This is a genomic window from Alcanivorax sp. UBA3183 (assembly GCF_002364155.1).
Taxonomy (GTDB): domain Bacteria; phylum Pseudomonadota; class Gammaproteobacteria; order Pseudomonadales; family Alcanivoracaceae; genus Alcanivorax; species Alcanivorax jadensis.
The window spans coordinates 14,086-29,186 of record NZ_DEXN01000019.1; the positions used below are offsets into that span (position 1 = coordinate 14,086).

The window sequence follows — 15,101 nt, forward strand, 5'->3', positions numbered from 1 at the left end:
GGAAAGCGCAAAACCGGTGCGGACTGACTGCTTCCACACCGGCTTCGCTCATCTCCTAACTTTAGTGCGCCACAGCTTCCCCGGCACCTCGCGGAACACGGATATCTTCCACGATATGCTGGATATGATCCGGTGGCGGGGCGGTAAACCGGGATACGGTGAAGGCCACGGCGAAGTTGAGCAGCATGCCAACGGTACCGATACCTTCAGGAGACACGCCCAGCAGCCAGTGCTCGGCGCTGTTCAGCTCCGGAGACACGAACTTGAAGAAGACGATGTAGCAGAAGGTAAAGGCCAACCCGGTGAGCATGCCAGCGATGGCCCCTTCCTTGTTCATGCGCTTGTAGAAGATGCCCATGAGGATGACCGGGAAGAAGCTCGCCGCTGCCAGACCGAAGGCGAACGCCACCACCTGCGCCACAAAGCCAGGCGGGTTGATACCGAAGTAGCCAGCGATACAGATCGCCACCACTGCCGCCCCCCGAGCCGCCAGCAATTCCTGCTTCTCTGTGATATCCGGCTTCAGGGTCTTCTTCAACAAGTCGTGGGAAATGGCACTGGAAATCACCAGCAACAGCCCTGCCGCCGTGGACAATGCTGCCGCTACCCCACCGGCCGCGACCAGCGCGATCACCCAGGCCGGCAGATTGCCGATTTCCGGGTTGGCCAGCACGATGATGTCACGGTCGATATATACCTCGGCATCGTTGTCGGTGGGCGTATTGGTCAGAACCCGCTCGCCATAGCTGCCCTGGACTTCGGCACGGGTGCCCGCAAAGGTAGGCTTGCCTTCGAAGGGAGCGCCGGCACTCATTTGCACCGCACCGTCACCATTCTTGTCCACCCAACCGATCAGACCGGAGTTTTCCCAGTTATAGAACCAGTCAGGCAGTTTTTCATACTGGGTCTGGTGAACCGTATCGATCAGGTTGAGTCGGGCAAAGGCACCCACCGCAGGAGCGGAGGTGTACAGCAGGGCAATAAAGAACAGCGCCCAGCCAGCACTGATGCGAGCATCCTTCACGCGCGGCACGGTGAAGAAACGAACGATCACGTGGGGTAGACCGGCAGTACCACACATCAGCGCAGCGGCGATAAAGAACACATCAATGGTGGATTTTGAGCCATCGGTATATTCAGTAAAGCCCAGGTCCGTCACCACCTGATCCAGTTTATTGAGCAGATAGACCCCGGAATCATTACCTGCCGCATCCAGCACGGTGGCACCGAAACCGGTTTGCGGCAGCACATGACCGGTCATCATGATGGACAGGAAGACTGCCGGCACCAGGAAGGCAAAGATAAGCACGCAATACTGAGCCACCTGGGTATAGGTAATCCCTTTCATGCCGCCAAGTACCGCATAGAAGAACACGATGCCCATACCGATAACCACACCGGTATTCACATTCACTTCCAGGAAACGGGCAAACACAATACCGGTGCCACGCATCTGCCCGGCCACGTAGGTAAAGGACACAAAGATCACGCAGATCACGGCCACGGTCCTCGCTACGTTCGAGTAGTAACGGTCACCGATAAAATCGGGCACCGTAAACTTGCCAAACTTGCGAAGATAGGGTGCCAGCAACATCGCCAGCAACACATAGCCCCCCGTCCACCCCATCAGGTAAACCGAGGCATCGTAACCGGAGTAGGCAATAATCCCCGCCATGGAAATAAAAGAGGCTGCGGACATCCAGTCCGCCGCCGTCGCCGCGCCGTTGGCGATGGGAGACACACCGCCACCAGCCACGTAAAAGTCTTTGGTCGACCCGGCTCGTGACCAGATCGCAATCCCGATGTAGAGCGCAAAGGAACCGCCCACAAAGAGATAGGTGAGTGTTTGAACATCCATAATCTTACCCCTCTCAGTCTTCGTGGACGTCGAATTTACGATCCAGCTTGTTCATGGATCGCGCATACATGATGATCAGCACCAGGAACACATAGATGGCCCCTTGCTGCGCAAACCAGAAACCCAGTTTGAATCCGAAAAACTGAATATGATTGAGTTCATCCACCAGCAGGATTCCGCAGCCATAGGAAACCGCGAACCAGATAGCCAGGTAGGTCAGAATCAATCGCAGGTTGGCAGCCCAATAGGCGCGGGCATTTTCTTCTTTCATTACTCGTCCCTCTGCGTCCTCGTTGTAACGGGCTATCCACAAATCGGGATAGGCTCGCTATCAAGACTAGCCAAAGGGCACCGGCGGCACAGTATGACTTTAGTCGAAGCCCCGGCAGAGAGGGCGGACGGGATGGGCAACGATATGACTGACAGAAAACCCGCCAGCATCGTGTCGACTTTGCGAAAGAGCACAGTCTATTGCAGTAGATTCCCTGTCAGAATGCAGGTTTTCCGTTAAAATGCGTCCCCAGGCCCGGAACGGCCTGCCCACAGAACAACATTGGATGTCCCATGAAAATTGCGCGATGGATGATCGGCGCCCTTTTGGTAGCGGCTGTTGCTATCACTGTGTCATTCCAGTTATCCCCCTCACGGGATCACTGGCCCGTTGCCCAGGCTCAGCCTCAGGCCCAGCCCGGCGAGGTTACCCTTACCTTTCTTGGCACCAGCACCGTGCTGGTCAGCGACGGCAACACCCACTTGCTTACCGACGGCTACTTTTCCCGGGTCAGCATCCCCCAGCTTTTTGGCATGATCGAGCCCAATCAGCAGCGTATCGATAATGTCCTGAAACAGGCCAACATCAGCGAGCTGGATGCCATCCCGGTACTGCATTCCCATTTCGACCATGCCATGGATTCGCCCATGGTGGCGCAGCGTACTGGCGCTCAGCTGCTAGGGTCCGCGTCCACTGCCATGGTGGGCCGCGGTGGCGGCTTGCCGGAAGCACGCATCACCACGGTACAGACTCACCACCCCTACCGGTTCGGCGATTTCACGCTCTACTTTGTACCCGCCGGCCACGTGCCCTTGCCGGCAGCCATCGAAAACTGGACCGGCAAGGGGGAAATTACCGAACCGGTAACGCCACCGGCGCCACTGGGCGCCTGGGAAGAAGGCACCAGCTACGGGCTGGTGATCAGCCACCCGGCCGGCAGCCTGCTTATTCAGGGTAGCGCCGGCATGCAGCCCGGCGAACTGGACCGTTACCAGGCCGATTATGCATTGCTGGCCAGCGCCAGCCTTGGCAAGCAAAGCGAGGCCTATCAGCAAGCCTTCATGGAGGAAACCGCCCGGGCGGTGGGGGCGCACACGGTGATACCGGTGCATTGGGATGATTTTTTCGCAGAACTTCGTGACGACGTGGCGCCATTGCCATGGGCACTGGACAATCTGGATGCCTCATTCCGGGCCATGGCCGACCGTCACGACGGTGATTTTTTTGTGTTGCCGCCGTTCCAGCGCTTTACTCTGACGCCGCCTGGCCCGACATCGGCGCCGCCAGAAACGGCGCCATAGCCTGAGGATCAGATTCACGCTTGATCTGCTCCAACAGCACACCGGCCTGGGGCCATTGACGACGCAGATAGCTGAGCCACTGCTTGACCCGCCCCGCTACCTGGGCATCGGTGCCGGTGCCGATCACATCGGCCAGAAACCGGCTCAGCACTGGCGGGATATCCTCCCAGCGAGTGGCGCGACCTTCATCACGTAGCGCATTGACCAACCAGGGATCAGCCACCGCACCGCGACCCAGCATCAAATCCTGGCATCCACTTTCATGCTGGCAACGGCGGGCGTCTTCCGGGGTCCAGATTTCCCCGTTGGCAATCACCGGCAGCGATATGGCCTCACGGATATGGCTGATGCGGTCCCAGTAGGCCGGCGGCCGGTAACCCTGCCGCTTGGTGCGACCATGAACCGTCAGCCAGGCAGCCCCCGCCGCTTCCACCGCCCGGGCATTATCCACCGCCAGCGCATCCTCTTCATTTCCCAGGCGCATCTTCACCGACACGGTAATGGATGACGGCACCGCCCGGCGCACTGCCGCCGTGACCGTATGCACCACGTCCGGCTCATCAAGCAGCACAGCCCCGCCACGATGGCGATTGACGGTTTTTGCCGGGCAACCGAAATTCAGATCGATGGCCGGCGCGCCCAGTTCCACCGCCCGGGCCGCATTCTCCGCCATGCAGGCAGGGTCCGAGCCCAACAATTGAACGTGCACAGGAATTCCCGCCCGGGTACGGGAGCCCTGTTTCAGCTCCGGACACCAGCGATAGAAGACACGGGGCGGCAACAGCTGGCCGCTGACACGGACAAACTCGCTGACACACCAGTCATAACGGCCCACGTCGGTGAGGGCCTGGCGAACCCAGAAGTCCGCCAGGCCCTCCATGGGGGCAAGGATCAGTTTCATGGCGCGGATTCTAACAGAAAGCGTCACCAGCTCCCCTGGTGTTTTACCGTAGAAACCCGCAGCGCATCAGCACTCCTCGACAGCCCGACTACACCAGAAACCGCAAAAAGACGCACTTCGGCACACTCCGCACCGGTCCACAAAACAGGTGATATTCCTGACACAAACGGGACCCGGTTTCTTGCACTTCCGGTTTTCCTTTGCCAAGGTGAACCTCAATGTTCGTGAAAAATGGAAGATTTTGCGGGCATTGTTTCACCGTCAACCAGACATGAGGGTACACAATGACCATTCGATCACTAGCAGGCGCCGCCGCGGCCACAGTGATGATGGCGTCACTGGCAGCATGTAGCGATAACGCTGAAGAGCCCGCCGCCAGCGCCGAAGCACAGGGACAGAACTGGCGCTATGCCCACGAAGAATACGAAGGTGATGTGCAGGATGTTTTCGCACACAAATTCAAGGAATACATCGAAGACAACTCGGCACACACGTTACAGATTCACCGCTTTGGTGAGCTGGGTGAATCCGATGACATCATGGAACTGACCCAGGCCGGCGTGCTGCAGTTCGTCAACCAGTCACCGGGCTTTACCGGTTCCCTGATCCCCGAGGCACAGATTTTCTTCATTCCTTACCTGCTGCCGGTGGAATCCGAAAAAGTGGTTACCTTCTTTGAGGAAAGCAAAGCCATCAACGAGATGTTCCCCAAGCTCTACGCTGAACAGGGCCTGGAACTGCTGACCATGTACCCGGAAGGGGAAGTGGTGATAACCGCCGATGAACCGGTGACGTCACCGGAAGGTTTCCAGGGCAAAAATATTCGCACCATGACCAATCCGCTGCTTTCCGAAACCTACCAGGCATTCGGTGCCACCCCGACTCCCCTGCCCTGGGGCGAAGTGTACGGTGCCCTGCAGACCAATATCATTCAGGGGCAGGAAAATCCCATTTTCTGGATCCAGTCCGGCGGACTCTACGAAGTATCGCCAAACCTGATTTTCACCGGCCATAACCAGTTCACCACGGCCATGATGGCCAACCAGGAATTCTTCAACGGCTTGTCTGAAGAAGATAAAGAACTGGTTCGCAATGCCACTGATCACGCCTTTGAACATATTGCAGGCTACGTGCCCGGTCTTGGTGAAAAAATGCTCGACAAGATTCTTGAGGACAGTGACGAGGTGACCGTGACCCGCCTGACCAAAGAACAGCGTCAGGCATTCCGGGAGCGGGCTCCGCAGGTGGAAAACCGTTTCGTGGAAATGACCGGCGAAAGCGGCGCCGAACTGCTTGAGCAGTTCAAGGCTGACCTTGAAGCCATCGAAAACGAATAACAGGCAATACCACGCCGGGGCCGAACAGCTCTGCGGTCGGTTCCCGGCGACTAATCAATTCCGGAACCCTGAATAGCAGTACAGGATTCCACGGGGTTCCCCGGCAACACCAGAATCACCACAAGCCGGGGGCGCGGATCAGGATGATCCGCTCAACCGGCAATCGCAGAAGGACGCTATCATGAACGATGGGGCGCCATCACCGCAGAAGTCCACCCTGCCAGGCTTTCTCGGCACCCTCGACAACGGCATCGCCAAAGTCGAAGCCGTTATTCTCGCTACCGGCGTCCTACTCATGGCCATCAACACGGTGGCAAACGTGGTAGGCCGTTTCATTCTTGGCGAAAGTCTGCACTTCTCCGAAGAACTCAACCGCATCCTGATTGTCATGATCACCTTTGCCGGGCTGGGCTATGCCGCCCGACATGGCCGACATATACGCATGTCCGCCATCTATGATGTGTTCCCGACTTCGGTCCGAAGGTGGATGATGATTCTGATCAGTTTCGTCACCTCCGTGATCATGTTTTTCCTTTGCTGGTATTCGATCAGCTATATCTACTCGGTGTACAGCAGCGGCCGGGTACTGCCCACTCTGGGCTTCCCGATTTATCTGATTTATCTATGGGTGCCGGTGGGGCTCACCGTCACAGGCATTCAGTACTTCATGGCCGGGATAAAGAATATTTTCTCCCGGGACGTGTATCTGTCCACCACTGTGCTCGATGGTTACGACGAACAGGAAACGGAGATCTGACGGATGATGGCCTGGATCATGTTTCTCGTCATGTTGGTGCTTTTGCTGTTCGGGTTTCCGATGATGGTACCGCTGATTGTCGGCGCCGTGGTCGGCTTCGTGATGATGTTCGACGGTTTCGACCGCATGGACTTCTTTATTCAGCAAATGCTCGCCGGCATTCGCCCTACCGCCCTGATAGCGGTTCCCATGTTTATTCTAGCTGCAGATATCATGACTCGTGGCCAGTCTGCCAATCGGCTGGTCAACATGGTGATGGCCTTTATCGGCCATATCAAAGGTGGCCTGGCGGTCAGTACCGCTGCCTCATGCACCCTGTTCGGGGCGGTGTCCGGCTCCACCCAGGCCACCGTGGTGGCCGTTGGCTCGCCGCTGCGCCCGCGCATGCTGGAATCCGGTTACAAGGATTCCTTTACTCTGGCGCTGATCATTAACGCCAGCGATATCGCTTTTCTGATTCCGCCCAGCATCGGCATGATTATTTACGGGGTGATTACCGGCACCTCCATTGCCGAACTGTTTATTGCTGGCATCGGCCCCGGCTTACTTATCCTGCTGATGTTTTCCGCCTACTGTGTCGCCTACGCCCATATCCAGAAGGTGCCCACCGAACCCAAGGCCAGCTGGAATGAGCGTTTTTCCTCGGTGCGAAAAGCACTCTGGCCACTGGGCTTTCCCGTCATCATTGTCGGCGGCATCTACGGCGGCATTTTCAGCCCGACGGAAGCGGCCGCAGCTTGTGTGCTGTATGCGGTCATTCTGGAGTTCGTGATTTTCCGGTCACTCAAGGCCATGGATATCTATGCCATTGCCAAGTCCACCGGCCTGATCACCGCGGTGGTATTTATTCTGGTGGCAGTCGGCAACGGCTTCTCCTGGATTATCTCCTTTGCCCAGATTCCGCAGACCTTGCTCGGAGCCGTGGGCATCAATGAAGCCGGACCTTTCGGCGTACTGATGGCCATTGCCGTGGCGTTCTTTATTGCCTGCATGTTTGTGGATCCCATCGTGGTAATCCTGGTGCTCACCCCCATTTTCGCGCCAGCGGTCGCCTCTGCCGGTCTTGACCCGGTGCATGTGGGGATCCTGATCACCATGATGGTGGCGGTCGGCTCGGCTACGCCACCCTTTGGTTGTGACATCTTTACTGCCATCGCCATTTTCAAACGCCCGTACTGGGAGGTGATACGAGGCACCCCACCTTTCGTCATCATGCTTCTGCTAGCCACGCTGCTGGTTATCGTGTTTCCACAGATCGCCTTGTCCCTGCGAGATCTGGTCTTCAACTAACTGGAGCGAGGAATAACTCCCCGCAAGGAGGCAGTTATGTACCAAAGGATTCTGGTTCCCGTGGATGGCTCCCAGGGCTCGCTCAAGGCACTGGATCATGCTGCCAAGCTTCAGCAGGACAACGATGCCGAGCTGTATCTGCTCTGCGTTTTCAAACACCACAGTCTGTTCGAGGCGTCCCTGTCCATGGTTCGCCCCAACGATGTGCAGCTACCGGATGAAGCGCTGAAGGAATATGCCTCTTCCGTTGCAGAGCAGGCAAAACAGTTGGCCTCCGACGCCGGCGCCGAACAGGTGCGGGCCTTCGTCAAGGGAGGCAGACCTTCCCGGGCCATTATCCGTTTTGCCAAGGACAACAACGTGGACCTGATCGTGATGGGTTCACGGGGTACCAGTGGCGATGTGGACGGCTACTTTCTGGGCAGTGTCTCCCAGCGGGTCGCCAGCCTGTCGCACTGCCCGGTACTGATTGTCTGAATTTAAAACGAAAGAAGGGAGCTCAAGGATGAAATACCCATACACTCTGCCGCTCAGCGCGGCGCTAATCAGCGGCATGGCTGCCCTGCCTGCCAATGCGGAACTGACCGTGACCCCCTACGGTTCATTACGCATCCAGACGGAAGCGGTTTCCGTGGATGAAGCTCAACCCGGAGAGGACGACTCCTACACCGGCCTGCGCGACGCCTATTCGCGGCTCGGCGTCAACGCCAGCTATAACGACTTCGACAACGTGGATATCACTGCAACGCTGGAATTTCCGATCAACTCTGCCCGACTGCGCGCCGAGGACCCGACCTTCTTTCATGAACTCTATAAAGAAGACAACAACAGCATGCCCCGGGTGGCGACGATTTCTGCGGCTCATGATCAGTTCGGCAGCGTGACGGTGGGCACCCAGTGGCTGGTTTACTACAACAACGTGGCCTACCCGGTGGATTTTTTCAGTTCGTTCTACTCCGGTTATGCCACCCAGGCCGCCTTCCGCCGCGACGCCCTGACCTATACCTCGCCGAGTATGGCCGGGATCACCGCCACGGTATCCGGGGTGGACATGACTGACGAAGCCGGCACCAGCTATCTGGATACCATGCAATATGCCTTGTCCTGGTCAGTGGACAACCTGACCCTGGCGGCGGCCTATCAGGACACCGAACAGGACTCCGGTGACCGCCCGGATCAGGTCGGCGCCTCAGCCACCTACACCACCGGGCCTTGGCGTTTTGCGGCCAAGGTGGAACAACTGCTTTCCCACAGCAGCGTCACCGTGGATGAGGATCCCGTCACCTACAACCTGTATGGCTCCTACACTTGGAACAAGTACACCTTCAAGGCCATGTACGCCCAGGGGGAAGAGAGCGACGGAGAAGCCGAAGCTTTTTTTCAGGGGGATTCCGCCCATGTGGGCGTAGACTACCAGCATACCGAGGCGCTCAAGTTCTTCGCCGAATACTTCTATGAGGAGCTGGGCTACGCCATCTACACCCCCAACTCGGACAGCTTCAACCCGCTGGCTGGCTACCAGGTACAAAGTGACGGACAGGTCTTCACTGTGGGGCTGCGCTACGATTTCTGAAGGCGACAGTACGGCTTAGTGCAGCTTGAAACGAAACAGGCCGCGCCCAGCCAGGGCGCGGCCTGTTTCGTTATTTAACCCTTGAGCCTTTCGCGTTGTTGCCGCGTCGATAGGATCCCCGCCGGGGACGCAGACTAAACGCCATAGCTTAGGAGATCAGAGGAAGAAGCTGCCTGCGACCCCCGGTGGGCCTTTCACTATAAGCAGGCCACCGCCAGCACCGGAACCCCCTGTTTAGAACCATTTGGAATCAATTCTCCCCGGCTTCTAAAAGCCCATTTTTACCCTTTCATTATCAGCCACTTGCGACCCATCAAAAAAATCGAACAATGGCGCCTCAAGGCCCCACAGACGGTCAGATAGCAATTGATTCACCACCGCCTGTGCATTACTGTTCCCGCCAAATACACCGGCCCAGACCGCCCAAATCGCCTTTCCGACTGCTATCATCACACCTGTGCATGGTTTAGCGCGTTTTGGTGACATACTCAGGCTAGGAGAAACACATGGCAAAGCAGGCAGCCCCCGCGCTGGAAACCTCACTGGACAATCTGGAATCCCTGGTGGAACGGATGGAATCTGGTGACCTGACCCTGGAAGAGTCCCTGAAAGCCTTTGAAGAAGGGGTTCGCCTTTCCCGGGAGTGCCAACAGGCCCTGCAACAGGCCGAGCAGAAGGTACGTATTCTGCTGGAGCAGAACACTGACGCCGAGCCGGCTCCTTTTGCCGGTGAAGACAATGGCCAGTAACTTCCCCGCCCTGGACCAGCTCGGCGAGACCAGCCGGGCCCGTCTGGAGCAGGCACTGGCCACCTTCGTGCCCGCCGCCAGTGCCGCACCACGACTGAGCCAGGCCATGCGCTATGCGGCCCTCAGCGGCGGCAAGCGTATCCGCCCACTGCTGGTTTACGGTGCCGCCCAGCTGGCCGGGGCCGAACCGGCCAAAGCCGATGTGCCCGCCGCCGCCGTGGAACTGATTCATGCCTATTCGCTGGTCCACGACGACCTGCCCGCCATGGATGATGACGACCTGCGCCGGGGCCAGCCCACCTGCCACAAGGCTTTCGACGAGGCCACCGCTATCTTGGCCGGCGACACCCTGCATACCCGTGCTTTCGAATTGCTCGCCAACAGCGGCCATTACCGCGCAGAAACCCGCATCGCCATGATCCAGCACCTTTGCCTGGCCGCCGGCGTGGACGGCATGGCCGCCGGGCAGATGCAGGACATGCTCGCCCAGGGCCAGCAGCAGACTGTCGCGGCACTGGAAGAAATGCATTATCTGAAGACCGGCCGGCTGATCACTGCCAGCCTGCAACTGGGCTATTTCGCCGCGGAAGTGGATGCCACTGCGCTGATCAACGACCTGAACCGGTTTGGCGATGCCATCGGCCTGGCCTTCCAGATACAGGACGATATTCTCGATATCACCGCCGGCACCGAACAGCTGGGCAAACCCTCCGGCTCCGACCAGAAACTGCAGAAAAGCACCTTCCCTTCCTTGCTAGGCCTGGAGCAGAGCCAACAGCGGGCCCGGGAGCTCTGCCAACAGGCCCAACAGACCCTGGCGGACTACGGAGAACGCGCCCAACCACTGCAACAATTGGCGCAATACATCATCTCCCGCGATCACTGACGCCTGACGCCTGCTGAAGGTATACTAGGGTCTCATTTCGCCGTGCATTTCAGGCTGCATACCTCTATGCCCAAGACATTTACGCAAATCCCGCTGACTCGCCCGGCCACTCCGCTGCTGGACATGCTGACCAGTCCCGCCGAGTTACGAAGGCTGCCAGCCACCCGGCTGGAACAGGTGGTGGACGAACTGCGTGAATACCTGCTCTACGCAGTGGGCCAATGTGGTGGCCACTTCGGCGCCGGTCTGGGTGTGGTGGAGCTGACCGTAGCTCTCCACTATCTGTACAACACCCCTGACGACCGGCTGGTGTGGGATGTGGGCCACCAGTGCTACCCGCACAAGATTCTCACCGGCCGCCGTGAAGGCATCACCAGTATCCGCCAGCAGGATGGCCTGTCCGGATTTCCCAAGCGCAGCGAGTCCGAGTACGACACCTTCGGTGTAGGCCACTCGTCCACGTCCATCAGCGCGGCCCTGGGCATGGCCCTGGGCGCGGAAATGGCAGGCAGTGACCGGCGTGCGGTGGCCATCATCGGCGACGGCGCCATGACCGCCGGCCAGGCCTTCGAGGCCATGAGCCACGCCGCCCACACCCGCTCCAACTTGCTGGTGATTCTCAACGACAACAACATGTCGATTTCCCACAACGTGGGTGGCCTGTCCAACTACTTCGCGCGCATCTGGGCCAGCAAGAGCTATATCGCCCTGCGCGAAGGCGGCAAGAAGGTGCTCTCCACCATGCCGGCAGCCTGGGATTTTATCCGCCGCACTGAAGAAAGCATGAAAAACATGGTGAGCCCGGACATGCTGTTCGAGGCCATCGGCTTCAACTACATCGGCCCCATCGACGGCCACAATGTGGACGAGCTGGTGCGCACCCTGGGCAACATGCGTGCCCTGGAAGGCCCGCAGTTACTGCATGTCTACACCACCAAGGGCAAGGGCTTCGCCCCCGCCGAAGCGGACCCGGTGGGCTACCACGCCATCAACAAGATCGAGCCCAAACCCAAGGTACAGGTGGCTGTCCCCAGCCAGCCTAAGAAACCCAAGTATCAGGACATCTTTGGCCAGTGGCTGTGCGACATGGCCGAGCAGGATAAGCGCCTGGTGGGCATTACCCCGGCCATGTGCGAAGGCTCCGGCATGGTGGAGTTCAGCCAGCGCTTCCCGGATCGCTTCCATGACGTGGCCATCTGTGAACAGCACGCGGTGACCCTGGCCGGTGGCCTGGCCTGTGAAAACCAGAAACCGGTGGTGGCGATCTACTCCACCTTCCTGCAGCGCGGCTACGACCAGCTGATTCATGACGTGGCCCTGCAGGATCTGGATGTGACCTTCGGCCTGGACCGGGCCGGCCTGGTCGGCGAAGACGGCGCCACCCATGGCGGCGTGTTTGATCTGGCTTACCTGCGCACCGTGCCCAACATGATCATCGCCGCCCCCTCCGACGAGAACGAGTGTCGGCAGTTACTATACAGCGCCTACCAGCACGAAGGTCCGGCGGCGGTGCGCTACCCGCGCGGCACCGGGCCCGGCGTAGCAATTGAAAAGGCCATGGAAGCCCTGCCCATCGGCCAGGCGCGTACTCTCCGTGACGGTCAGCAGGTGGCGATCCTGGCTTTCGGCGCCCTCACCCCGGCAGCGCAGGAAGCGGGCAAGGCCCTCAATGCCACCGTGCTGGATATGCGCTGGGTGAAGCCGCTGGATCGTGACGCCATCCTCCAGGCTGTCGCCAGTCACACCCTGCTGGTGACCGTGGAAGACCACCAGCGTATGGGCGGCGCCGGCTCGGCGGTGAACGAACTGCTTCACGAGGAAGGCCTGCTGGTGGATGTGCTCAACCTGGCTCTACCGGACCACTTCATCCACCACGGCAAACGGGATGTGCTGCTGGCCGAGGCCGGACTGGATGCCCAGGGTATCGAGGCGCAAATCCGCACCCGCCTCAGCGAACAACAACGCCTGCGCGAAGCACGCTGAACAGCGAACCGTTTTTACCACAGAGGACACAGGGCTCACTGAGGAAAAACTTTTCGGGATTTTCTCTGAAAGCTCTGTGTCCTCTGTGGTGAAAATCGGGTTTGAGATCTTGTGGGTGGACCTGCCCCACCCAGCAGGCATTCTGCGTGAGCCCTACAACCCCTTGTCATCCTTGACCAGCCGCACTCTGGGTGGCGGCTCATACAGTCGCCAGGTGTCCCGTCCACTTTGTTTCGCCTGGTACAGGGCACGGTCCGCCGCATCCAGCAAGGCCCTTGCGGTCTGTTTCGGGCCGGGGGTCAATACGGCTACGCCCACACTGACGGTGACTTCGCCGGTGTCGGGATTGCAGGAATGCGGCATTGCCAGAGCGCGTATCGAGCGACATATCCGGGAAGCCAGTTGTTGTGCCTCGGTGTCCGCAATGCCGGGATAGAGCAACACGAATTCTTCACCACCGAAGCGCGCCACCACGTCGCCGCCCCGCCGCCCGTAACGCCGTAATTCACTGGATAGCTGCTGCAGACAGCGGTCACCCTGCAGGTGTCCGTAATGGTCGTTGTAGGCTTTGAAGCAGTCCACATCCACCAGCATGATAGTCAGCGGTTGCTGCTCACGCTGGCAGCGCCGCCATTCCCGATCCAGGGCCTCATCAAAGGAGCGCCGGTTGGCAAGCCCGGTAAGACTGTCCTCGCGACTGAGCCGATGCAGCCGTTCCGCCAGAGCCTGGGTGCGTTGCTGCTGGCGCAGCAATTGCCGCTGGTTGAAAAACAGCTGGCGATCTCGCACTTCTGAGGTATAGCACAGGAACATGCCCAGCAGACTCACCCCGGTATAGGTACGGTGAGCCACCTGCCAGTCCACCCCGTGACCGAAGCGCTCAGACAGCCACCAGCCCAGCAACCCGCCACCCCAACAGGCCGCTACCGCCACCGGGAAGCGCAGCCCCACCATGGCATAGACAATTACCAACGCATAGATCACCGACACATGGGCCAGCTGGACGGAAACCGACCCATCGATAAAACCGGGAATGGCCATGGACACCGCCACCGCCAGAAAGCTACCCAGCCCCGCGTACCAGGGAAAATAACGATTCAGGGCGGACACCTGGGCCAGGCCGCCGGCCACCAGCACGATAACCCCCACCCAGATATAGGTGGCCAGCCAGCGGCCACGTACCGCTTCCGGCGCCAACGCATAGATACCGGTGATCAGGAGGAGATAAAGCAGAAGAATATAAAAGGCATTGACCCGGAAACCTTCCACGGCTTCCCGGCACTGATATTCACGGTATTCGGTTTCCAGGCGCCGGGGAAAGCGTAACCAGCGCACCCCCGGCACCACCACCCGCCTGGAACGGGGATCGGTATCCGACATGGCAAATCCCTGCCTGCGGTTGATCAGTTATTATCCATTCAGGCTAAGGGCTAAGCCGGCGTGGCGCCATCCTTTTCGTGCCAGCGGTAGTGACAAAACGATATTAGGGCAATTCAGATCAATGCAACAAACCTCTTGGACAGCCCTGTGGCCACAGCCCCTAGTGGCGACGCTTCCTGGCGATTACTCAGGTAAACCACTGCGGCAGAAAAATAATCAGCAACTGTACCACCACTGCCGCATACACCCCGGCCAGCAGGTCGTCCACCATGATACCCAGCCCGCCTTCCACGCGACGGTCCAGCCAGCCGATGGGCCAGGGCTTGATAATGTCGAACACCCGGAAAGCCACAAACCCGGCCAGCGCCCCCCACCAGGTCACCGGCACTGCAATCATGGTGATCAACAGACCGGCGATTTCATCCCAGACAATGCCAGGGTGATCGTGCACATTCATGTCGTGGGAGGTTTTCCCACACAGGAACGGGCCCACCGCGATCACCAGCGCCGTCACCAGCAGATAGCCCCACATCGGCAACTGGGCACACAACCACCAGATCGGCATGGCCGCCACCGTGCCGAAAGTCCCTGGCGCAATGGGCGCCAGGCCTGAGCCAAAGCCGAAGGCAAGAAAGTGGACCGGGTTTGTCATCTTCGGGCGTTTCAGTTCCATCGACATCTCTCGCTTTTACGCAACACGCAACATGCTTCACCCATCATGCCGACAAGCCCGTGTGCGTTACTCAAAAATGTTGCCAGCCAGTGGCGTGCAACGTCGTTATTGTTCCGTCCTGGCCTGCCAGTCGCAGGCCCGC

14 protein-coding genes are annotated in these 15,101 nt (G+C 59.0%); 9 read left to right on the plus strand and 5 right to left on the minus strand.

All coding sequences use genetic code 11. From position 1 onward, the window contains the following. Window positions 1–61 precede the first annotated feature (61 nt). Together B3Q33_RS08335 and B3Q33_RS08340 are read right to left on the minus strand one after the other, a co-directional pair. Window positions 62–1,858, minus strand: a complete 1,797-nt coding sequence (locus tag B3Q33_RS08335) for a sodium:solute symporter family protein (protein ID WP_035244965.1) — start codon at window positions 1,856–1,858, stop codon at window positions 62–64. Between the two features lie 13 nt (window positions 1,859–1,871). After that, window positions 1,872–2,129 (minus strand): DUF4212 domain-containing protein, encoded by a 258-nt coding sequence (locus B3Q33_RS08340; protein ID WP_035244966.1) that lies wholly within the window; start codon window positions 2,127–2,129, stop codon window positions 1,872–1,874. A gap of 293 nt (window positions 2,130–2,422) precedes the next feature. Here B3Q33_RS08340 and B3Q33_RS08345 point away from each other — a divergent pair, with 293 nt between their 5' ends. Next, window positions 2,423–3,430 (plus strand): MBL fold metallo-hydrolase, encoded by a 1,008-nt coding sequence (locus B3Q33_RS08345; RefSeq protein WP_286827476.1) that lies wholly within the window; start codon window positions 2,423–2,425, stop codon window positions 3,428–3,430. Here the strand turns inward: B3Q33_RS08345 and B3Q33_RS08350 are convergent. After that, on the minus strand, window positions 3,378–4,340 hold the full coding sequence (locus tag B3Q33_RS08350) for a tRNA dihydrouridine synthase (RefSeq protein ID WP_272961573.1): 963 nt from the start codon (window positions 4,338–4,340) through the stop codon (window positions 3,378–3,380). The two genes, B3Q33_RS08345 and B3Q33_RS08350, sit on opposite strands and share 53 nt — an antisense overlap. A gap of 317 nt (window positions 4,341–4,657) precedes the next feature. Between B3Q33_RS08350 and dctP the strand changes: the two genes are divergently transcribed. The 8 genes from dctP (at window position 4,658) to dxs (ending at window position 12,906) form a co-directional block, all read left to right on the plus strand. After that, entirely contained in the window at window positions 4,658–5,668 is a 1,011-nt protein-coding gene (gene dctP / locus B3Q33_RS08355; protein ID WP_052042483.1) for a TRAP transporter substrate-binding protein DctP, read from the plus strand. Window positions 5,669–5,849: 181 nt separating this feature from the next. Further along, complete coding sequence (locus B3Q33_RS08360; protein ID WP_035244967.1) at window positions 5,850–6,425, plus strand: TRAP transporter small permease; 576 nt, start codon at window positions 5,850–5,852, stop codon at window positions 6,423–6,425. A gap of 6 nt (window positions 6,426–6,431) precedes the next feature. Continuing rightward, window positions 6,432–7,715: a TRAP transporter large permease gene (locus B3Q33_RS08365; RefSeq protein ID WP_286827488.1), complete on the plus strand. Its 1,284-nt coding sequence runs from the start codon at window positions 6,432–6,434 to the stop codon at window positions 7,713–7,715. Window positions 7,716–7,751: 36 nt separating this feature from the next. Then, complete coding sequence (locus tag B3Q33_RS08370; RefSeq protein WP_035244968.1) at window positions 7,752–8,192, plus strand: universal stress protein; 441 nt, start codon at window positions 7,752–7,754, stop codon at window positions 8,190–8,192. A 28-nt stretch (window positions 8,193–8,220) separates the two neighbouring features. Continuing rightward, a complete protein-coding gene (locus B3Q33_RS08375) occupies window positions 8,221–9,288 on the plus strand; it encodes a porin (protein WP_273009828.1) in 1,068 nt (355 codons plus the stop codon). A gap of 506 nt (window positions 9,289–9,794) precedes the next feature. Next, window positions 9,795–10,037 carry an exodeoxyribonuclease VII small subunit gene (locus tag B3Q33_RS08380; protein ID WP_035244971.1) on the plus strand — a complete coding sequence of 81 codons (243 nt, stop codon included), beginning with the start codon at window positions 9,795–9,797 and terminating at the stop codon, window positions 10,035–10,037. Further along, a complete protein-coding gene (locus tag B3Q33_RS08385) occupies window positions 10,027–10,923 on the plus strand; it encodes a polyprenyl synthetase family protein (protein ID WP_035244972.1) in 897 nt (298 codons plus the stop codon). Before B3Q33_RS08380 ends, B3Q33_RS08385 begins: the two co-directional genes overlap by 11 nt. Window positions 10,924–10,989: 66 nt before the next feature. Next, window positions 10,990–12,906 carry a 1-deoxy-D-xylulose-5-phosphate synthase gene (dxs, locus tag B3Q33_RS08390; protein WP_035244973.1) on the plus strand — a complete coding sequence of 639 codons (1,917 nt, stop codon included), beginning with the start codon at window positions 10,990–10,992 and terminating at the stop codon, window positions 12,904–12,906. A gap of 153 nt (window positions 12,907–13,059) precedes the next feature. Here dxs and B3Q33_RS08395 read toward each other — a convergent pair whose 3' ends face one another. Together B3Q33_RS08395 and B3Q33_RS08400 are read right to left on the minus strand one after the other, a co-directional pair. Beyond that, window positions 13,060–14,286: a GGDEF domain-containing protein gene (locus B3Q33_RS08395; protein ID WP_035244974.1), complete on the minus strand. Its 1,227-nt coding sequence runs from the start codon at window positions 14,284–14,286 to the stop codon at window positions 13,060–13,062. A 187-nt stretch (window positions 14,287–14,473) separates the two neighbouring features. Continuing rightward, window positions 14,474–14,959, minus strand: a complete 486-nt coding sequence (locus B3Q33_RS08400; RefSeq protein ID WP_035244975.1) for a phosphatidylglycerophosphatase A family protein — start codon at window positions 14,957–14,959, stop codon at window positions 14,474–14,476. Between the last annotated feature and the right edge of the window lie 142 nt (window positions 14,960–15,101).